Raw genomic sequence first — 18,082 nt, 5'->3', positions numbered from 1 at the left:
GAAGGGGGAAGGGGGGTGGGGGCTACCGGAGCGGCTGGGGCGGCGTGGGCGACATGCTCGCGGTGACGGTCCCGGTGGGATCGAGCGGCGGCGTCGTCGTGCTGCGCGGCGGCATCATGCTGTTGAGCGACGGCGGCGTCGTCGTGCTGTGCGGCGGCGTCATGGAGTTGAGCGTCGGCGCCGTGGAGTGGGGCGGCGGGGGCGGTGCGGACGTCGGGGACGGGGCCGCGGGCGAGGGAGTGGTCGCGGGAAGGGTCGGGCCCGGGTCCCCCGGGAGGAACGCGGACAGGGCCGCGCCGGATCCGGCGAGGACGAGGAAGCAGACGGCGGCGACACCGGCGATCCGGCGCCGGCGGTGCCGTTCACCGCGCCGCTCGATGACGGCGACGGGCGGGGCCGTGCTGGCCGACTGTCCGGCGGAGGCCGCTTCCCGGAACAGGGACCGCAGCGGGTCGTGGGAGTCAGGCATCGGGAGCCTCCTCAATGCGGGGGTCCTGCAGATGGCGGGAGAGCGTGGCCCTGCCCCGGGACAGGTGGGTCTTGACCGTGCTCGCGGACAGCGAGGTCTCCGCGGCGATCTGCTCGACGGTCAGATCGCACACGTAGTGCAGCGCCATGGTCCGGCGCTGCTTCAAGGGCAGTTGCCGCAGCGCTTCGACCAGCGCCACCGCCTCCGGCCCCGGTCCCTCCACGTGACCGGCGGGGGCGGTGCGCTGCCAGGCGTCGGCGGTGCGCCGCCGCCCGCGCCAGCGGCTGACGGCGAGCCGCCACGCGACGGTGCGGATCCATGCCTCGGGCCGGCCGTCACGGTCCAGCTGACGTCGGCGGCCCCACCCCCTGACGAAGGCTTCCTGCACCACGTCCTGTGCCTCGTGGTGGTCGCCGAGCATCACGTAGAGCTGTCCTGTGAGCCGTCCTGCCGCTTGCGCGTAGAACTCCTCGAACTCCTCGATGGTCAAAAAATCGCTCCCGAATCCATGTGTCCCTCTCACGGGCATACGCCCGCCGCACCCCATCCGGTCGACACCGGACGACAGATCGCTGTGTGAGTGCCGTCACACGATGGGTGGGGTGTTCATCGTCGCGGCGGCCACGGCGAGGCGGAGTGGCGGCGCCACGGGCCACCGGGTGACGCGGAACCCGGCCCCGGCCCCGCCCCCGGCACCGACTCCTGTCGGCCCCGGCCTCGACCCGGCCCCGGATCCGCGCGGTCGGGCCGCGCCGCGCGGGGAAGAAGGGTCCGACACAGCAGAAGGGCCCGGATCCATGAGGATCCGGGCCCTTCCGAGCAGTAGCGGGGACAGGATTTGAACCTGCGACCTCTGGGTTATGAGCCCAGCGAGCTACCGAGCTGCTCCACCCCGCGTCGGTAGACCTCACACTACGGCATCCCGGAGGCGGTCCTCGACGCATTTACGGGCCACCGCGCCCGGAGTGTGGGCGAAAGGGCTGAATCTCGCCCCGAAGGCGAGATCATTCCCCCTGGTGACAGTGCGTGCAGGCGTGTACCTTCACGGGTAGCTGTCGTGGTTCCAAGTGCCTTGCCCGTGCCCTTTGGTGTGGGCAGTTTTGCTGTGTTGTGCCGTAGGACCAGGGCGATCACCTCCGTCTTCCACGCCGTGTGGAAGACGTACGTCAACGGGAAGGCATGAACATGGCTACGGGAACTGTGAAGTGGTTCAACTCGGAAAAGGGCTTCGGCTTCATCGCCCAGGACGGCGGCGGCCCGGACGTCTTCGCCCACTACTCGGCGATCAACGCCTCTGGCTACCGTGAGCTCCAGGAGGGTCAGGCCGTGACCTTCGACATCACGCAGGGCCAGAAGGGCCCGCAGGCGGAGAACATCACCCCCGCCTAGTCCCGGACGACGGCCCGGTCCGACCACCGGGCTCCGGAGAACCGTTTCCCCGTCCCGCCCCTTCGTTGAACGGGCCGCGGGGAAAGATCAGGGCCGTGCGGCCTCGCCGCACGGCCCTGATCCGTCTCCCCGGCTCCGCGCGGTGCCATGATGCCCCGGCGGATCGCAGGGTGAGCACGGATGCGCAGGCGCGGGTCGGCGGGATCCTCGGCGAGACCGTGCGCCGCGCCACCGGCCTGGCCCCGGCCGAGGCCCTGCGCACGTACGTGAGCGAGCCGCTCGGGGTGTCCGACGAGCTCTACTTCGGCCCGCCCGAGAGCGAGCCGGCGCGTACGGCGCAGCTGGTGGGGAGGTCGGCCGTCACAGGGGCGCAGGGGTCCTGACGCGGCGCAGCCCCCGGGCCCGGACCGCGGCCCCGATCACGGCGAGTGCGACGGTCGCGATCCCCGACGCGGCCAGCACCTGCCGGGGCCCGAGGAGCGCGATCAGCGGGCCGCCGAGGGCGGTGCCCACCGGCCCGGCGGTCAGGAGGGCGGCGCTGCGGGCGGCGAGGACCGTGGTCAGCGAGGCGGCCGGGGTGCGTTCCTGGAAGAGGGTGTAGGACAGCGCCGTGAACGGTCCGTAGATCAGGCCGCCGAGGGTGAAGCAGGCCAGGGTGACGGCCGCGGGCGCGCCGAGGCCGAAGGGTACGAGCGCCAGCCCCCAGCCCGCGACGATCCCCAGCGTGACCGGCCAGAGGGGGAACCGCCTCAGGGCGCCCGCAGCCAGGCCGCCCAGCACGGCGCCCGCTCCGAACAGCGTCCAGTACAGCCCGAGCAGGCCCGCCCCGGCATGCAGGTCGTCGGTGACGTGCAACGGGAGCGCGACCTCCGCGGGCCCGTAGAGGAAGTTGAAGAACCAGGTCAGGGCCAGGACACCGAGGAGCTCGGGCTGCTTGCGCAGCAGGCGCAGGCCGGCCGCCGACCGGTCGGCGTCGACGGGCGCGGCCGTCGCCTCCTCCCCGTCCTTCCCACCCTTTTCGGCCGCCGTGCCCCGCAGCCGCCCGACCTGGGCGGCCAGCACGGCGAAGGACAGCGCGTCGAGCCCGATGAGACAGGCAGGACTGATCACCGCCGCCAGGAACCCGGCGAGCGCCGGGCCGACGACGATGGAGGCCGAGACGCTGGAACTGACCAGCGCGTTGGCGGCCAGCCGCTGATCGGGCGGAAGTATCTGCGCGAGCAGGGAGTACCTGCCCGCGTTCCCCCAGGCGTGCAGGACGGACGAGCCCGCGAGCAGGGCCACGTACAGCACCGGGTGCAGCACCCCCGCGGCCCAGGCCAGCGGCACACAGCCGAGGAGCACCGCGCGGATCCGGCTGTCGGCCGCCAGCAGCCGCCCGGCCGGAAGCCGGCGCAGCCAGCGCCCGAAGAGCAGCGCTCCGGCGGCACCCGGAAGCGCGTACGCGGCGAGCGCGGCCCCCAGGAGCAGCCCGGACCGGCCCGGGGGAGCGATCTCGATGGCCAGCCACGCCACGGCGACCACGCTCATCCCGTCACCGAGATCGGAGGCCGCCAGCGCGGACAGCAGCCGCCGGAAGTCGGCATGGGCGAACAGCGGCCGGTAGGTGCGGGGGAGGAGACGAGTTGTCTGTACGGGAGTCACCAGGTCAGACTCATGGTTCAAGCGCACTTGAGGTCAAGGGGGAGTGACGGGTGCGACAGCTCGGGATCGGTGAGCTCGCTCGGCAGGTGGGGATGCAACCCTCGGCACTGCGCTACTACGAGAGCGTCGGCTTGCTGCCGCCCGTCGAACGGGCCGCGGGCCGGCGCGTCTACCCGGCCGGCACCGTGCGGCGGCTCGCGCTGATCAAGATGGCCCAGCGGGCCGGATTCACCCTTGCCGAGATCCGCGGCCTGCTCGACGGCGACGCCGAGCGCGGCGCCACCCGGCAGTGGCGTGCCCTCGCCGAGAGCAAGCTCCCCGAACTGGACCGGTTCATCGAGCAGACGCAGATCCTGCGGGACGCCGTCGCCGACTGCCTCGCCTGCGGATGCATGAACTTCGAGAAGTGCGCACTGCTCGCGGCCGGCGGCCCCGGCTCCTGACCGGTGAAGCAGACCCCGCTCAAGGACGTCCGCCGGCTCTGCCGCACGGGCTCCCGTCCGGGGGCCAAGGACGTGCTGCCGGGCCGGGCGATCGGGGAGCCCCGCGGGATGAGGCATGATCGGGGGATGTCTGATCGCATCATCGCCGCCTGTGACGGAGCGGCCAAAGGTAATCCCGGGCCCGCCGGCTGGGGTTGGGTCATCGCCGACTCCCAGGGACGTCCCGAGCGCTGGGAGGCCGGTCCGCTGGGGCGGGCCACCAACAACATCGGCGAGCTGACCGCCCTCCAGCGGCTGCTGGAGGCGGTGGACCCGGGGACGCCCGTCGAGGTGCGGATGGACTCCCAGTACGCGATGAAGGCCGTGACCCAGTGGCTGCCGGGCTGGAAGCGCAACGGGTGGAAGACCGCCTCCGGCCAGCCGGTCGCCAACCGTGAACTCGTCGAGGCGATCGACCTGCTGCTGGCCGAACGGGACGTCACCTTCCAGTACGTTCCTGCGCACCGCGAGGACGGCGACCGGCTGAACGCGATCGCCGACCAGGCCGCCAGCGACGCGGCGATCAGGCAGGAGGCCGCAGGGACGGCCCTCGGCAGCCCCGAGATGCCGGTTCCGGCTCCGGCCGCGGCCTCCCCCGCGCGCCGCAAGGCCGCGCCGGGGAAGCGGACGTCCGCGGGCGCCACGACCGGCGGCGGCGGAGGGTCCCGGGCCATCAAGGCGAAGTTCCCCGGAAGTTGCGCCTGCGGAAAGCCCTACGCCGCCGGTGACCTGATCACCAAGAACGGCAGCCGGTGGGGTCACCAGGCCTGCGGCGCTCAAGACACCCCCTAGACGAGTAAGTCCCAAGTGCTGGTCACTGATCGCCTACGGCCACTAACCAGCACTTCGGACTTACTCGTCTAGGGTCGGTGGACGCGTAGGTACTCCACCTCGTAGGACATCTGCGAGACGCCCGGCTCGGGCGCCGGGTGGTAGCGGCCGGCACACACGGACAGGTTGACGATGAGGTACGCCCGCCAGTTGCGCCCGACGCCCCGGCGGTCGGCGAAGACCCGGGTGCCGTTGACCCACCACACGACCGAGCGCGATCCGAACTCGACCTTGAGGTCCACCCAGCCGCCGGGGGCGATGAAGGAGTCCCGGTGGTATCGCGAGCCGCCCCTGACGTGGTTGGAGAGTTCGAGCAGGTCGGGGTTGTCGGGGTGGTACTCGAAGACGTCGATCTCGTTGCCGCCGTCCCGCCAGGTCCAGATCGCCGGCCAGGCCCCGATCTCGGAGGGCAGCCGTACCCGGGACTCCAGTACGTCGCCGGTCCGCACCATGAACCCTTCGCTGCTGCCCTCGGTGGTCAGCAGGCCCGCGTTCCACTTGCCGTCCGGGCGGCGGGTGGCCCGGAACGTGCCGGTGCGGCTGTAGGCCGGGTCGGCCACGAGGTAGTCGAGTTTGTTGTCGCCGGTGTTGGTGGGGCCGCCGTTCGGATAGGCCCAGGACCGGCCGGCGATCCACTGGGAGGTCGATCCGAAGTCCGCGGTGAAGACCGGGGCCCGGGCGCTCAGCGGTGCGGCCCCACTGTCGGGGGTACCGGTGAAGCGTCCCGTGAGCCGTCGGAGCCAAGTGAGAACCTGAGTGAGCACGAGCGGCTCCTTCCCCATGAATGGACGCTCCTGCAGCATGCCCGGCCGCGATGCATTACATACCGGTGGACCGGTTTGTCTTTCGGATCCCGGCCGGAGCCAACCTCGTCGTCGTCGCCTACCGGAGGCACGGCGTGGGCCGCGAGCTCATCGGCGTCACGCGGGAAGAGGTGCCCGAGGCGAAGCTCGTCCTGCTCTCCGCGCCGGCCGCGGCCGACCACTACCCGCACGTCGGCTTCACCCGCCACGAGTCCGCGCGGACCCCGGACCGTCCGCAGTAAGAGGACGACCGGCCTCAACATGGGTTTCCCGTAAGCCAGTTAAGCGCGTCCACGGCGGGGTACGATCCGTGCCGTGGGGGGACTGGTAGGAGAGAGCAGAGGGATGGCCGTCCTGCGCGCCTGCGGCTGCGCGGTGGCGGGTCTGTTCCTGATCGCCGGGTGCACGGCCGACGGCACGCCCGAGGGCGGCACGGCGAGCGGCACCCCGGGCGCGCCGGCCACGCCCTCGGGCACGGGTGGTACGGGCGCCGGAGGTTCGGGTCCGGGCGGCACCGGCGCGAGCAGCACCCCGGCCGCCCGGCCCAGCAGTTCCGCCTCGATCCCGATGCCCCCGGTCGACGAGTCCAAACAGCCGAAGACGGCCGCCGAGGCCCGCGACCTGCTCGGCCGGATCATCGTCGCCGAGCACGACCTCGGGCCCGAGGTTGTGCGCAACACCCCGTTCGAGAGCGATCCCGGCCGCTGGCCCGTGCTCGACGAGGGCTGCGTCTGGCAGACCGAGGGACTGCCGGCCGACGTGCTCGCCACGAGCACCCGCCACTTCCACATCCCGGCCAAGGACGGCCGCGGCCGCGTACGGATCAACGCCACGGTCACCGTCCACCACAACCGCGAGGAATCCGGCTGGGAGACGGCCCGCGCCATGGAAGAGGTCCTGCGGTGCCCGGACCAGAAGCTGCGCGAGGGCGAGGACCTCAAGAGCCTGTGGGGCGGCGCCTTCTATCTCGGCGAGCAGATGAACGCCTGGACCGAGGACGCCTTCACCGAATCCGGCAAGTACGTCAACGCGCAGGACGGCGGGCCCTACGACTACACCTGGTCCCAGGCCCAGTTCGGGCCCGTCACCGTGGCCATCTCCGCCAAGGGCGCGCAGGGCATCACCCTCGGCGATCTGAACGCCTACGTGGCCCGGGGCACCAGCCAGATGATGATCCAGGCCAAGCAGGAGCTCGGAAAGGCGGCGGGCTGATGGAGCCGCTCCACCCCTCTGACCCTTCCCGGATCGGCGGACACCGGCTCCTCGGACGTCTCGGCGCCGGCGGCATGGGCGTCGTCTACCTCGGCCGGACCGACGACGGCGCGCTCGCCGCCGTCAAGGTGATCCGCGCGGAGTACGCCGAAGAGGCCGACTTCCGGGCCCGCTTCCGCCGCGAGGCCGAGATCGCCGCCGAGGTGGACAGCCCGTGGGCCGTCCGCGTCACCGGCGCCGACCCGGACGCCGCCGAACCGTGGCTCGCCACCTCCTTCGTCGCCGGACCCTCCCTCGCCGAGGCCGTCGCGGCCCACGGCCCGCTCCCGCTGCGCGCCGTACGGATCCTCGGCAAGGCCCTGGCCCAGGCCCTCGCGGTGATGCACGAGCAGGGCCTCGTACACCGCGACGTGAAGCCCGGGAACGTCCTCCTCGGCATGGACCGGCCCCGGCTGATCGACTTCGGGATCGCCCGCGGCGGCGAGCACACCGCCCTCACCTCCGCCGACGCCGTACTCGGCACCCCCGGCTTCCTCCCGCCCGAGCAGGCCGAGGGCCGCCCCGCCGAACCGGCCGGCGATGTCTTCTCGCTCGGCTGCCTCCTCGCGTACGCCGCCACCGGACGGCTGCCCTTCGGCACGGGCACCGTGGACGCGGTGCTCTACCGCACGGTCCACGACGAGCCCGAATTCGGCCCCGAGGTCCTCGCCGACCCCGAACTCACCGCGCTGCTGCGCACCTGCGTCGCCAAACACCCCGACATCCGCCCCGGAGCGCGCGAGCTCGACGCGGCACTGACGGAGGACACCCCGGGGGAGGGCACCGACTGGCTGCCCGACCCGGTCGTCGCCACGATCGCCGCACGCGCCGCCGCGCTGCTCGCCCTGCCCGGCATCGACGAGACCGTCGCCGACCCGGACGCCGCCCCCGCACCCGGCACGGCCGCGGCGCCCTCCCGCAGGCGGTTCCTCGCCCTCGCCTCCGGCGGCGCCGTCCTCGCGGCCGGCGGCGGCCTGGCCGCCTGGCTGGCGCTGCGCGACCAGGACAAGCCCACGAATCAGGCCGCGGACGCCCCGCGCCGGTGGGTGATCGGTGTGCACGCCGACCTCTCCGGCCCGCAGAAGGCCGCGGGACAGGCCCAGGAGCGCGGGGTGCGCCTCGCCGTCGACGCCTTCAACTCCCGCAAGGACAAGCCCTTCATGCTCACCGTGGCCACGGCCGACGACGCCGGGAAGGCGGACCGCTCGGCGGCCGCCGCCACCGGACTCATCGCCAACCGCGACCTGTTCGCCGTGGTCGGCCCCACCGGCAACGACTCCGTGATCCCCTGCCTGGAACTCTACGGCGAGAGCTCCGTCCCCCTGGTGACCGTGTCCGCCCTGGCGACGACCTTCAGCATCACCGACCGGCGCAGCTTCTTCCAGAGCTGCCCGATCTCCTCGACCCAGGCCGCCGCGGTCAACCTGCAGCTCGCACGGAAGCAGGGCGTCCGGCGGCTGGGCATCCTCAGCGACCGCGGCGGGGACACGGACACCTGGCAGGCGGCCCAGCTCATGGGCCGCACCATCGGCTCCTTCGCGCCGGATGCCACCTACTACGGCCGCGTCGTCCCCCGCGGAGTCACCGACCTGGCCCCGGTGATCACCGACCTGCTCGCGCACGGCATCGACGGCTTCTTCTACACCGGTACCCCCGCCGGCGGGGCCAAGGTCGCCGGACTGCTGGCCGCCGCCGGTTTCCAGGGCCCCCGGGCGGCCGATTACACCATCGCCGGCCCCGAGTTCCTCGGCGCGGCCGGCCAGGCGGCCGAAGGCTGGCAGTTCTTCACGCCGTACACGGGCCCGGAGGCCCCCGAGGTCGCGGAGATGACCCGCGCGCACCGGGCGGCGTACGGATCCGCCCCCGACATCTGGACCGCGGAGGCCTTCGACGCCACCCGCCTGATCATCGACCGGCTGGTCACCACCGCGGCGGGCGGCCAGCGCCCGACCCGTGCCGGGCTGCTGACCGCGCTCACCCAGGGCACCTTCCGCGGCCTGACCAAGGAATACACCTTCGACGACCGGCAGCAGGTCAAGGGCAACATCTACTTCATGCACAAGGTGGAGGGGGGCCGGATGCGCTACGTCGGCCCGGCCGTCCAGCCCGCGGCGGGATAGCCCCCGGATGCGCCCCCTCACCCCTGCCGATCCGGCCGCGATCGGCGGCAACCGGCTGCTGGGACGCCTCGGTTCGGGCGGTATGGGCACCGTGTACCTCGCCCGCTCCGCCGCCGGCACCCTGGTCGCCGTCAAGGTCATCCGTGCCGACCACGCCGCGAACCCGGACTTCCGCGCCCGGTTCCGGCGCGAGGTGGAGGCCGCCGGGCAGCTGACCGGGCGCTGGGTGGTCCCGGTCGTCGCCGCCGACCCGCAGGCGCGCGAACCCTGGCTGGCCACTCCCTACGTCCCCGGGCCCTCCCTCGCCGAGGCCGTGGGAGGGTACGGTCCGCTGCCCGTCCGCGCGGTACGGACCCTGGGCGCGCGGCTCGCCGAGGCGCTGGCGCAGGTGCACGCCGCCGGGCTGGTCCACCGCGACGTCAAACCGGGCAACATCCTGCTCGCCCCCGACGGGCCCCGGCTGATCGACTTCGGGATCGCGCGGGCCGAGGGCGCGGTCACGCTGACCGCCGTGGACGCCGTCCTCGGCACCCCGGGATACCTGGCACCGGAACAGGCCCGCACGGACGGCGCCGTGGCGGGCGCCCCGAGCGATGTGTTCTCCCTCGGCTGCGTCCTGGCGTACGCGGCGACCGGGCACGGTCCCTTCGGCGGCGGGCACGCGGCCGCGGTGGTCTACCGCACGGTGCACGACGAGCCCGAACTCTCCGGACTGCCGCCGGAGTTGCTCGGCATCGTGCTGGCCTGTCTGGCGAAGGACCCGACGGCCCGGCCGACCCCGGACCAGCTGGGCGCCGTACTCGGGGACGACCTCCCCGGCCCGGACGGCGAGGACTGGCTGCCGCCCCCGCTGCCCCGGCTCATCGCCGAGCGCTCCACCAGGGCCCTGGACCTGCCCGTCCCGGAACCGACCCGGATCGACGCGCCGGAGGCGGCGGCCCGGGGCCTCACGCGCAGACAGCTGCTCGGGGCCGGCGCGGGCCTGGCCGTCATCGGCGCGCCGGTCGCCTGGTTCACCACCCGAGGCCGGGCCCGCGGCACGACGACGCCGCCCGCCCGCGAACTCGCCACCCACACCCTCGCGCTCCAGGCGGACCTGACCGGGCCCGGCAAGGAGATCGGTCAGGCCCACGAGCGCGGCATGAAACTGGCCGTGGAACGGCACAACAGCCGCTCGGACGCCGCGTTCCGGCTGGCCCTGCGCGTGGTCGACGACGGCGGGGAGGCCACGCGCGCCGTGCAGGTGGTCAAGGAGCTGGCCGCCGACCCCGCGGCGGTCGCACTCACCGGCCCCACCTGGGACGGGGTCGTGCCCGAGATGGCCGCTGCCTGCGAAGCGGCCGATCTCGCCCTGCTGCTCGTGTCCGCCGACAGTGCCGAGACCGCCACCTCCCAGGTGGGGTGGCGCACGGTGGTCGCCACCCGCCCGGCCGGCGACCAGCTCGCCCTCCCGGTGATCGACTGCTTCAGCCGGATACGGCCCGTCCACCGCACGGGCCTGGTGGAGGACGTCGAAGGCGGCGAGCCCGCCTTCCCGGTCGTCCGGCACCTGCAGCAGTCACCGCCCTCGCAGGGCACGGTCAGCGTCCACCGGATCCCCGCGGGCAGCTCCGACTTCGCCGGCGCCGTACGCGCGCTGACCGAGGCCGGGGCCGAGGCCGTCGTCTACGCCGGTACCTCACCGCAGCGCGCGGCCCGGATGGCCCGCGCCCTCACCGAAGGCGGATTCCAGGGCCGGCGGATGGGCATCCAGCACGCCATGGAGCCGGCCTTCCTCACGGACGCCGGTCCGGCCGCCGACGGCTGGCTGTTCGCCTCCCTCTTCACCGACCCGCTCGCCGTCCCCGCCGCCGCCGAGTTCGTCGCCGCCCACCGGGCCGCGTACGGGACCCCGCCCGCCCGCTGGGCCACCGAGGCCTACGACGCCGTGGGGCTGCTCGCCGCGACCCTGGCCGGCCTGGAGAAGGAGGGGCGGGACCGGGCGGGCGTGACCCGCCGGATCTTCCGGACGGCCCACGAGGGCCTGGCCAAACCGCTGTCCTTCGACTCCAACACCCACGTGCTGACCAGAACCCGCACCGCCCACCTCTACCAGGTCGAATCCGGGGCGTTCCGGTACCTGGGCATCTACCCGGACGTGAGCCCCGCGTCCGTGCGGTGAACGGGAGCCAGGAAGGTCCCCGGGCTCGGGCGGAGGCTACTCGAACCGACTGGTGTCGCCCGCGCCCCGGCGCACGATCTCGACCTCGCCACCGGAGAAGTCGATGACAGTGGTCGGTTCGGTACCGCAGTCACCCGAGTCCAGTACGGCGTCCACCTCGTGGTCGAGCCGCTCCTTGATCTCCCAGCCCTGAGTCAGCGGCTCGGGCTCGTCGGGCAGCAGCAGGGTGCTGGAGAGCAGCGGCTCGCCGAGCTCGGCGAGCAGGGCCTGAGTGACGACGTGGTCGGGAATCCGGACTCCGACCGTCTTCTTCTTCGGGTGCAGCAGCTGGCGCGGCACCTCCGAGGTCGCGGGGAGGATGAACGTGTAACTGCCCGGGGTCGCCGCCTTGATGGCGCGGAACACGTCGTTGTCGATCTGTACGAACCGGCCCAGCTGTGCGAAGTTCTGGCACACGAGGGTGAAGTGATGACGGTCGTCCAGATTTCGGATCGACCGGATCCGGCTGATGCCGTCGCGGTTGCCCAGCTGGCAGCCCAGCGCGAAACAGGAGTCGGTCGGGTATGCGACGAGCTTCCCGCCGCGGATCATGTCGACCACGCTGTCGATGGTGCGCCGCTGGGGATTCTCGGGGTGTACGTCGAAGTATTTCGCCATCCGCCGAGCGTACGCGGTCCGGACCCCGGCGCCGGTACGGCCCGGCGGGCCCGCCGGGCCGTACCGCCGGGCCCGCCCCAGGGCCTGCCTGCCGGGGCGCGCGGGACGGGTGCGACGATGCGCTGATGCGCACGCTGAACGAACTGACCGACGTCGACGGTCCCGCCTGGCCCGAACTGAGCGGGGAACTCGGTGCGGGAGCCGTTCCGGTGGAGGTCCTGCCGGCCGATCCCGCCCTCGCCCGTGCGTCGCTCCTCCAGCTGCAGGTCACGGCACGGTCCTACCTGGGCGCGGTGGTGCTGCACTGCGGCGGCCTGCTCCTGGACGACGGCTGGCTGCGCGTCCTCGGCAGCCCCGCCGCCGACCGCTCCCGGGGACTGCCCGGACTCGCACAGGCCAACGCCTTCCCCTCGGCGTTCGAACCCGGCTGGTGCCCGGATGCCGGGCTGGTCGTGGCGTACGACGTGCTGGGCGGGGTCTTCGCCCTGAACGGCGCGCGTCCCGCCGACGGCGGCCGCCCCGGAGCACCGGGCGAGATCGTCTACTTCGCCCCCGACGCGCTGCGCTGGGAGGCCCTCGGGGCCGGGTACGCGGCCTGGCTGTCCTGGCTGCTGTCCGGAGCCCTCGACCGGTTCTACGCCGACCTGCGCTGGCCCGGGTGGCGGGCGGAGGTCGCGGAACTGAACGGCGGCCGGGGACTGTCGCTCTACCCTCCCCTGTGGTCCGCCGAGAGCCGCGGCGACCTGGCGGCGACCAGCCGTCGCGCCGTCCCCATGGCGGAGCTGCTGGGCTTCGCCCGCGAAACCGGGCAACAGTTCGACGGGGTCGACCCGGGATTCATGGGCACGGTCTGACGGGTCCGGAGAGCAGACCGAGGCCGAAGGCGGACGTTCGGCAGTGCCGCCGGCCCGGGGGAGTTCCGTAGGGTCGGGTGCGTGAGATCAGTGATCATCGAGCCCCGCGTCCCGCAACCGGTCGTGTCCGCCGGGCTGTTCACCACGGCGCTCGCCGCCGTCGGCGCGAGCGTGGCCGACCCGTGGTGGGGGATGCCGGCGGTGGTCGGCGCGTACGTCGCAGGCCGCGGACCGGGGCCGGGACGGAGCGCGGCGGTGGCTCTGACCGTGGTGCTCGTGGCAGCCGTGCCCGTCGTGGTCCTCGTACCCGAGTGGCTCGCGTGGGTGACCAGGTTCGTACTGACGCTGCTCGCCGCGGCGGTGCTTCCGTGGTTCGCGGGCCGGTTCCTGCGCCAGTACCGCGAACTGGTGCGCGCCGGGTGGGAGCGGGCCGCGCGGCTGGAGCGGGAACAGCGCCTGCTCGCCGAACAGGCTCGACTGCGTGAACGGACCAGGATCGCGCAGGACATGCACGACCTCCTCGGTCACGAACTCAGCCTCGTCGCCCTGTCGGCGGGGGCGCTGCAGCTGGCCCCCGGCCTTCCGGAGGCCCACCGCACCGCCGCGCGGGACATCCGGTCCAGGGCGGGGGCCGCCGTGGACCGGCTCGGCGAGGTGATCGGCCTCCTGCGCGAACCCTCGGACCCGGAGCCCGGGCCCGAGAGCGGACCGGCGAACGGGCTCGCCGGGATCGGGGGCCTGGTGGACCGGGCCGCCGAGGCGGGACTCGATGTCCGGCTGCGGGTGGAGGGGGAACCGGCGGCCGCCGTGCTGCCGCGGGCCGTCGACCGGGCCGCGTACCGCGTCGTCCAGGAGGCGCTGACGAACGTCGCCAAGCACGCGCCCGCCTCCCGGGCCACCGTCGCCGTCCGGCACACAATGGATGCGACGGACACGGCGGACACGACCGATGCAACGGATCCGGGCGGCCGGACCGAGATCGCCGTGACGAACGGGCCGGTCCGCGGCCAGGAGCCCGCCTCCCAGGTCCCGGGCGCCCCCGGCGAGACCCACCGCCTCGGGCTCATCGGCTTGGACGAACGGGTCCGGCTGGCCGGCGGCTCCTTCACCGCAGGCCCCGAGGGCGACGGCTTCGCCGTCCGTGCCGTGCTCCCGCACCGGCCCGGCGCGGCCCCGGCGCCCCCCGCCGATCCGGCCCGCCCGGGCGGCGTCCTGCCCCCGGAACACCGCAGCGCCCGCCGCCGGCTGCGCCGTACCGCCGTCGCGGCCGTGCTGGTACCGCTGTGCACCGCGGCCGTGCTCATCCTCGGGGTACGGACCTGGGACACCGTGACGGCCCGGCAGTCGGTCCTCTCCCCGCAGGACCATGCCCGGCTGAGCGTCGGGCAGCCCCGCGCCGAGGTGGCGCCGTACCTGCCGCGACGGCAGACGCCCCGCCGGCCGGCCGCCCCCGCCCCAGAACCGGACGGTGCGGCCTGCGAGTTCTACGTACAGACCGCAGACCCCTTCGACGACCGCTCGGGGGACATCTACCGGCTCTGCTTCCGGGCCGGCCGGCTCGTCTCCACCGACACCTTCACCGGGAGGGAAGTCCGATGATCCGGATCCTGATCGCCGACGACGAGCCGATGATCCGCGCGGGCGTCCGCGCCGTCCTCGCCACCGATCCCGGCATCACCGTCGTCGCCGAGGCCGCCGACGGCCACGAGGCGGTGCGGCTCGTGCAGCACCACCGCCCGGACGTGGCCGTACTGGACATCCGGATGCCGGGCACGGACGGGATCGCGGCCGCCGCCGAGATACGAAGGACCGTACCGGCGACGGGCGTCGTGATGCTGACGACCTTCGGCGAGGACGACTACATCCTGCGCGCCCTCGGCGAGGGCGCCACCGGCTTCCTGATCAAGTCCGGCGATCCGGAGGAGCTGCAGGCCGGTGTGCGGGCGGTCGCCGACGGCGCCGCCTACCTGTCACCGAAGGTCGCGGCCCGGGTCGTCGCCCATCTCGCGGCCGACGGCGCGGGCGCCAGGGCGGGCCGCCGCTCCGCGGCCCGCGCCCGCGTCGACGCCCTGACCGCCCGCGAACGGGACGTGCTGGGCCTCCTCGGCGGCGGACTGTCCAACGGGCAGATCGCGCGCCGCCTGCACCTGGCGGAAGGGACGGTGAAGGCCCACGTCAGCTCGATCCTCGCCCGCCTCGGCGTCCACAACCGGGCCGCGGCGGCGGTGGTCGCCCACGAGGCCGGAGCGGTCCCGGCGCCGCGCGGAGGCGGGGCGGCGCCCGAGGAGCGCTGACGCCGCGCGTCCGGCGGCGGGCAGGAGCAGGATCCGTACGGTCAGCACGGCGCTCGCCCCGAGCGCCGCGCCCGCCAGGACGTCGTGCGGATAGTGCACACCGACCAGGACCCGCAGCAGGGCGGCGGCCACGGCCACCGGCAGGGCCAGGGCCGCGAGCCGGGGACGTACGAGCGCCACCCCGACCGCCAGCGCGGCGGCGAGCGTGGCGTGATTGCTCGGGAAGGACCAGTCGCCCGGCGCGGGGCACCGCGCGACCGCCAGAGCCCCTGCCACGGCACGGCACGGCCGTTCCTCGTCGACCAGGAGTTTCAGCCCCTCGCTGAGCGCGTAGGCGGCCACGGTCCCGGCGGCCGCCAGGGCCACCCCGGCCAGGCCCGGCACGTCACGGCGCCGCAGTGAGCACACGCCCACCGAGACCAGCAGCAGGGCCAGGAGCAGCAGCGTGCCCTCGCTCGCCGCTTCCAGCGCCGTCCCGGCCCAGGCCGGCCAGTCGCCCGCCACGCTCCGGGCGAGTGACCGGTAGGCCGTCGCCGAGACGCCCTCCGTGACGAGTACCGGCTCGTTCGTGCCCAGCGCGCCGCCGGGCGCCGCCCAGGCGACGGCCGCGGTGCCCGCCCCGGCCGTCGCACCGGCGAGCGGCAGCCGCCGGGCCCATCCGTATCGGGTGTTCGATTCCATGGGGTCCGACCGTAGGAACGCCGGGGCCCGCCCGCCCCGGCCGAACGGCCGGCCCGGCCCCCGACGAACGTCAGGGTTGCGACGTCCGCCGTTCCGTGCCTGGAAAGCGTCTGCCGCATGCGTGGCGGTCCTGGCGGGACGCTCCGGACGCTGCCGGACGGGTTCGGGGGCACGATGAGAGGAAGCCGTGCGCCTCGGACCGCCCCCGGGCGGGTGGCGGCGGGCGGCGCCGGGCCGACGATGCCGGAAGGAGCGTCGCCGATGGGTGCGATCGACGGGTCGGGGACCGGTGGGATCAGACCCGGCATGTCCGGGGTCTCCCCGCCGAGTGGTTTGCTCGACGTCCTGAACGTCGCGGCGGTCGTCCTCGACTCCGAAGGACGGGTGGCACTGTGGAGCCCGCAGGCCGAGCAGCTGTTCGGCTGGACGGCGGCGGAGGCACTCGGCCGCCCCGCCGCCCGGCTGCTGGCCGCCAAGGAGCACGTAGGCCTGGTCACGGAGCTGTTCGCGCGCGTCATGGGCGGCGCGGGGGACTGGGCGGGGGCCTTCCCGGTGCGGCGCCGGGACGGCACCACGCGCCTGGTGGAGTTCCGCAACATGCGGCTGCTCGACGAGCACGGCGAGATGTACGCCCTGGGCATCGCGACCGACCGCACCCGGCTGCGCCAGCTGGAGAGGGACCTCGCCCTGTCCGCGCGCCTGGTGGCCCAGTCCCCGATCGGCCTCGCGGTCCTGGACACCGAGCTGCGGTACGTGCTCGTCAACCCGACGCTGGAACGGATCAACGGGCTGCCCGCCGAAGACCACATCGGCCGGGGCGTCCGCGAGGCCCTGGCCTTCCTCGACGACGCGGAGGCCGCCGAGTCGGCGATGCGCCAGGTCCTGGCCACCGGAACGCCGCTGCTCGAACAGTTCACGGCCGGCCGCACCCACGGCGGGGACCGCACCGAACACGCCTGGTCGGTGTCGTACTACCGGCTGGAGGACGCCACCGGCCGGGTACTGGGCCTCGCCACCTCCGTGGTGGACGTCACCCAGAGTCACCGGGCGGCCATCGAGATCGCCCGCAGCCGCCGCCGCCTCGCGCTCATCGCGGACGCCACCGTCCGGATCGGCACCACCCTCGACCTCGACCAGACCGCCCGAGAGCTCGCCGACGTCGTGGTGCCCGAGCTCGCGGACATCGCCGCCGTCGACATCCTCGACTCCGTCCTCGAAGGCCGGCCCACCCTGCGGTCCTCCGCCCACGAGCCCGCCGTGTTCCGGGCCCTCGCCCTGGCCGCCGCCTACCCCAGCGACGCCGTCCGCGCCGCCGACCCGCCCGGCGACATCGCCCGCTACGCAGCGGACCGGCTCGTCACCCAGTCCGTGACGACCGGCCACCCGGTCCTCGTCGCCCACGTACAGGCCCAGGACATCTCGCGCATCGCCCGCGACAGCACCGCCGCCGATCTCCTGAGCCGTGCCGGGCTCCGCTCCTACCTGGCCGTTCCGCTCATCGCCCGCGGCGAGGTCCTCGGCGCCCTCGACCTCAAGCGCACCCGCAACCCGCTGCCGTTCAACGACGACGACATCGTGCTGGCCGGCGAACTCGCCGCCCGCGCCGCCGTGTGCATCGACAACGCCCGCTGGTACCGCAACGCGCACCACACCGCCCTCGCCCTCCAGCACCACCTCCTGCCGCACCACCCGCCGCCCACACCCGGCCTGGAAGTCGCCTACCGCTACCGGCCCGCCGCGGCCAGCAGCGAGATCGGGGGCGACTGGTTCGACGCCATCGCCGGACCGGACGACACCACCGTCCTCGTGGTCGGAGACGTCATGGGCAGCGGCATCAACGCCGCCGCCAGCATGGGACAGCTGCGTACGGCGACCCGCACCCTCGCCGAACTCGCCCTCGACCCGCCCCAGGTGCTCCACCAGCTGGACCACACCACCGCCGCACTGGAGGAGACCATCGCCACGTGCGTCTACGTCGTCTACGACCCGCACGCCGCCGAGTGCCGGGTCGCCCTCGCCGGACACCTGCCGCCCGTCCTCATCCGCTCCGGCCGCCGGCCCCGACTCCTCGACCTGCCCACCGGCGCACCGCTCGGCGTGGGCGGCATCCCCTTCGAGTCCACCACCATCGCCATGGACCCCGGTGACCAGCTCGTCCTCTACACCGACGGCCTGGTCGAGACCCGCGACCAGCCCATCGACGAACGCCTGGACCTCCTGCTGACCCTGCTCGCCGACACCGGACGTCCGCTGGAGGAGACCTGCGACCGCCTCCTGGACTCCCTGCGCCGCACGGACGACCACGACGACGTCGCCCTGGTCATCGCCCGCGCGCGATCCCTGCCGACGGCCTAGGCCGTGTTTTAGATCGGGGTTCCGGCCCGCGCCTTGCGCCGTGATGATCATGGTGTGGGGCGTGGGGATCTTTCTGGTGAGCAGTGGTCGG

Annotated in this window: 17 protein-coding genes, 1 tRNA gene and 1 pseudogene; 12 read left to right on the top strand and 7 right to left on the bottom strand. The window is 73.9% G+C overall.

Annotated features, from left to right (window positions below):
- Window positions 1-22 precede the first annotated feature (22 nt).
- From ACZ573_RS08105 to ACZ573_RS08095, 3 genes are all read right to left on the bottom strand, one after another.
- A complete protein-coding gene (locus tag ACZ573_RS08105; protein WP_471300727.1) occupies window positions 23-469 on the bottom strand; it encodes a hypothetical protein in 447 nt (148 codons plus the stop codon).
- Window positions 462-998, bottom strand: coding sequence for a SigE family RNA polymerase sigma factor (locus ACZ573_RS08100; RefSeq protein WP_471300724.1), 537 nt, complete (start codon window positions 996-998; stop codon window positions 462-464). Before ACZ573_RS08100 ends, ACZ573_RS08105 begins: the two co-directional genes overlap by 8 nt.
- A 294-nt stretch (window positions 999-1,292) precedes the next feature.
- A tRNA-Met gene (locus tag ACZ573_RS08095) sits at window positions 1,293-1,366 on the bottom strand.
- Between the two features lie 288 nt (window positions 1,367-1,654).
- On the opposite strand from ACZ573_RS08095, the gene ACZ573_RS08090 reads away from it, so the two are divergent.
- Together ACZ573_RS08090 and ACZ573_RS08085 are read left to right on the top strand one after the other, a co-directional pair.
- The gene (locus tag ACZ573_RS08090; protein ID WP_030384970.1) at window positions 1,655-1,858 is read left to right on the top strand and encodes a cold-shock protein; all 204 of its coding nucleotides are present in this window, start codon (window positions 1,655-1,657) and stop codon (window positions 1,856-1,858) included.
- Between the two features lie 170 nt (window positions 1,859-2,028).
- Window positions 2,029-2,241: a hypothetical protein gene (locus tag ACZ573_RS08085; RefSeq protein ID WP_471300721.1), complete on the top strand. Its 213-nt coding sequence runs from the start codon at window positions 2,029-2,031 to the stop codon at window positions 2,239-2,241.
- Here the strand turns inward: ACZ573_RS08085 and ACZ573_RS08080 are convergent.
- On the bottom strand, window positions 2,219-3,502 hold the full coding sequence (locus ACZ573_RS08080; protein WP_471300718.1) for an MFS transporter: 1,284 nt from the start codon (window positions 3,500-3,502) through the stop codon (window positions 2,219-2,221). The genes ACZ573_RS08085 and ACZ573_RS08080 overlap by 23 nt on opposite strands.
- Before the next feature lie 50 nt (window positions 3,503-3,552).
- On the opposite strand from ACZ573_RS08080, the gene ACZ573_RS08075 reads away from it, so the two are divergent.
- A complete protein-coding gene (locus tag ACZ573_RS08075; RefSeq protein ID WP_471300715.1) occupies window positions 3,553-3,945 on the top strand; it encodes a MerR family transcriptional regulator in 393 nt (130 codons plus the stop codon).
- A 126-nt stretch (window positions 3,946-4,071) separates the two neighbouring features.
- Window positions 4,072-4,776 carry a ribonuclease H family protein gene (locus tag ACZ573_RS08070; protein ID WP_471300712.1) on the top strand — a complete coding sequence of 235 codons (705 nt, stop codon included), beginning with the start codon at window positions 4,072-4,074 and terminating at the stop codon, window positions 4,774-4,776.
- A 68-nt stretch (window positions 4,777-4,844) separates the two neighbouring features.
- On the opposite strand, the gene ACZ573_RS08065 is transcribed toward ACZ573_RS08070, so the two are convergent.
- Window positions 4,845-5,501, bottom strand: a complete 657-nt coding sequence (locus tag ACZ573_RS08065; protein ID WP_471301750.1) for a LamG domain-containing protein — start codon at window positions 5,499-5,501, stop codon at window positions 4,845-4,847.
- A 143-nt stretch (window positions 5,502-5,644) separates the two neighbouring features.
- Between ACZ573_RS08065 and ACZ573_RS08060 the strand changes: the two genes are divergently transcribed.
- The 4 genes from ACZ573_RS08060 (at window position 5,645) to ACZ573_RS08045 (ending at window position 11,150) form a co-directional block, all read left to right on the top strand.
- Window positions 5,645-5,860: a hypothetical protein gene (locus ACZ573_RS08060; RefSeq protein ID WP_471300709.1), complete on the top strand. Its 216-nt coding sequence runs from the start codon at window positions 5,645-5,647 to the stop codon at window positions 5,858-5,860.
- Between the two features lie 103 nt (window positions 5,861-5,963).
- A complete protein-coding gene (locus tag ACZ573_RS08055) occupies window positions 5,964-6,830 on the top strand; it encodes a hypothetical protein (RefSeq protein WP_471300706.1) in 867 nt (288 codons plus the stop codon).
- Window positions 6,830-8,989: a bifunctional serine/threonine-protein kinase/ABC transporter substrate-binding protein gene (locus ACZ573_RS08050; protein ID WP_471300703.1), complete on the top strand. Its 2,160-nt coding sequence runs from the start codon at window positions 6,830-6,832 to the stop codon at window positions 8,987-8,989. Before ACZ573_RS08055 ends, ACZ573_RS08050 begins: the two co-directional genes overlap by 1 nt.
- A 7-nt stretch (window positions 8,990-8,996) precedes the next feature.
- Entirely contained in the window at window positions 8,997-11,150 is a 2,154-nt protein-coding gene (locus ACZ573_RS08045) for a bifunctional serine/threonine-protein kinase/ABC transporter substrate-binding protein (protein WP_471300700.1), read from the top strand.
- A 36-nt stretch (window positions 11,151-11,186) separates the two neighbouring features.
- Here ACZ573_RS08045 and ACZ573_RS08040 read toward each other — a convergent pair whose 3' ends face one another.
- Window positions 11,187-11,807 (bottom strand): L-threonylcarbamoyladenylate synthase, encoded by a 621-nt coding sequence (locus ACZ573_RS08040; protein ID WP_471300697.1) that lies wholly within the window; start codon window positions 11,805-11,807, stop codon window positions 11,187-11,189.
- Between the two features lie 125 nt (window positions 11,808-11,932).
- Between ACZ573_RS08040 and ACZ573_RS08035 the strand changes: the two genes are divergently transcribed.
- The 3 genes from ACZ573_RS08035 to ACZ573_RS08025 all read left to right on the top strand — a co-directional run bounded on the left by ACZ573_RS08035 (window position 11,933) and on the right by ACZ573_RS08025 (window position 14,955).
- Window positions 11,933-12,661, top strand: coding sequence for a DUF2625 domain-containing protein (locus tag ACZ573_RS08035; protein ID WP_471300694.1), 729 nt, complete (start codon window positions 11,933-11,935; stop codon window positions 12,659-12,661).
- Between the two features lie 81 nt (window positions 12,662-12,742).
- Window positions 12,743-14,260 (top strand): sensor histidine kinase, encoded by a 1,518-nt coding sequence (locus ACZ573_RS08030; RefSeq protein ID WP_471300691.1) that lies wholly within the window; start codon window positions 12,743-12,745, stop codon window positions 14,258-14,260.
- Window positions 14,257-14,955, top strand: a complete 699-nt coding sequence (locus ACZ573_RS08025) for a response regulator transcription factor (protein WP_471300688.1) — start codon at window positions 14,257-14,259, stop codon at window positions 14,953-14,955. The genes ACZ573_RS08030 and ACZ573_RS08025 overlap by 4 nt, the downstream gene beginning before the upstream one ends.
- A 96-nt stretch (window positions 14,956-15,051) precedes the next feature.
- Here the strand turns inward: ACZ573_RS08025 and ACZ573_RS08020 are convergent.
- Window positions 15,052-15,636, bottom strand: a pseudogene (locus ACZ573_RS08020) (phosphatase PAP2 family protein); the annotation flags it as partial.
- Window positions 15,637-15,897: 261 nt separating this feature from the next.
- On the opposite strand from ACZ573_RS08020, the gene ACZ573_RS08015 reads away from it, so the two are divergent.
- A complete protein-coding gene (locus tag ACZ573_RS08015; RefSeq protein WP_471300685.1) occupies window positions 15,898-17,991 on the top strand; it encodes a SpoIIE family protein phosphatase in 2,094 nt (697 codons plus the stop codon).
- Window positions 17,992-18,082: the final 91 nt, after the last annotated feature.

The organism is Streptomyces sp. NPDC040545 (assembly GCF_055595065.1).
This window is presented reverse-complemented; position numbering and strand designations above follow the sequence as displayed.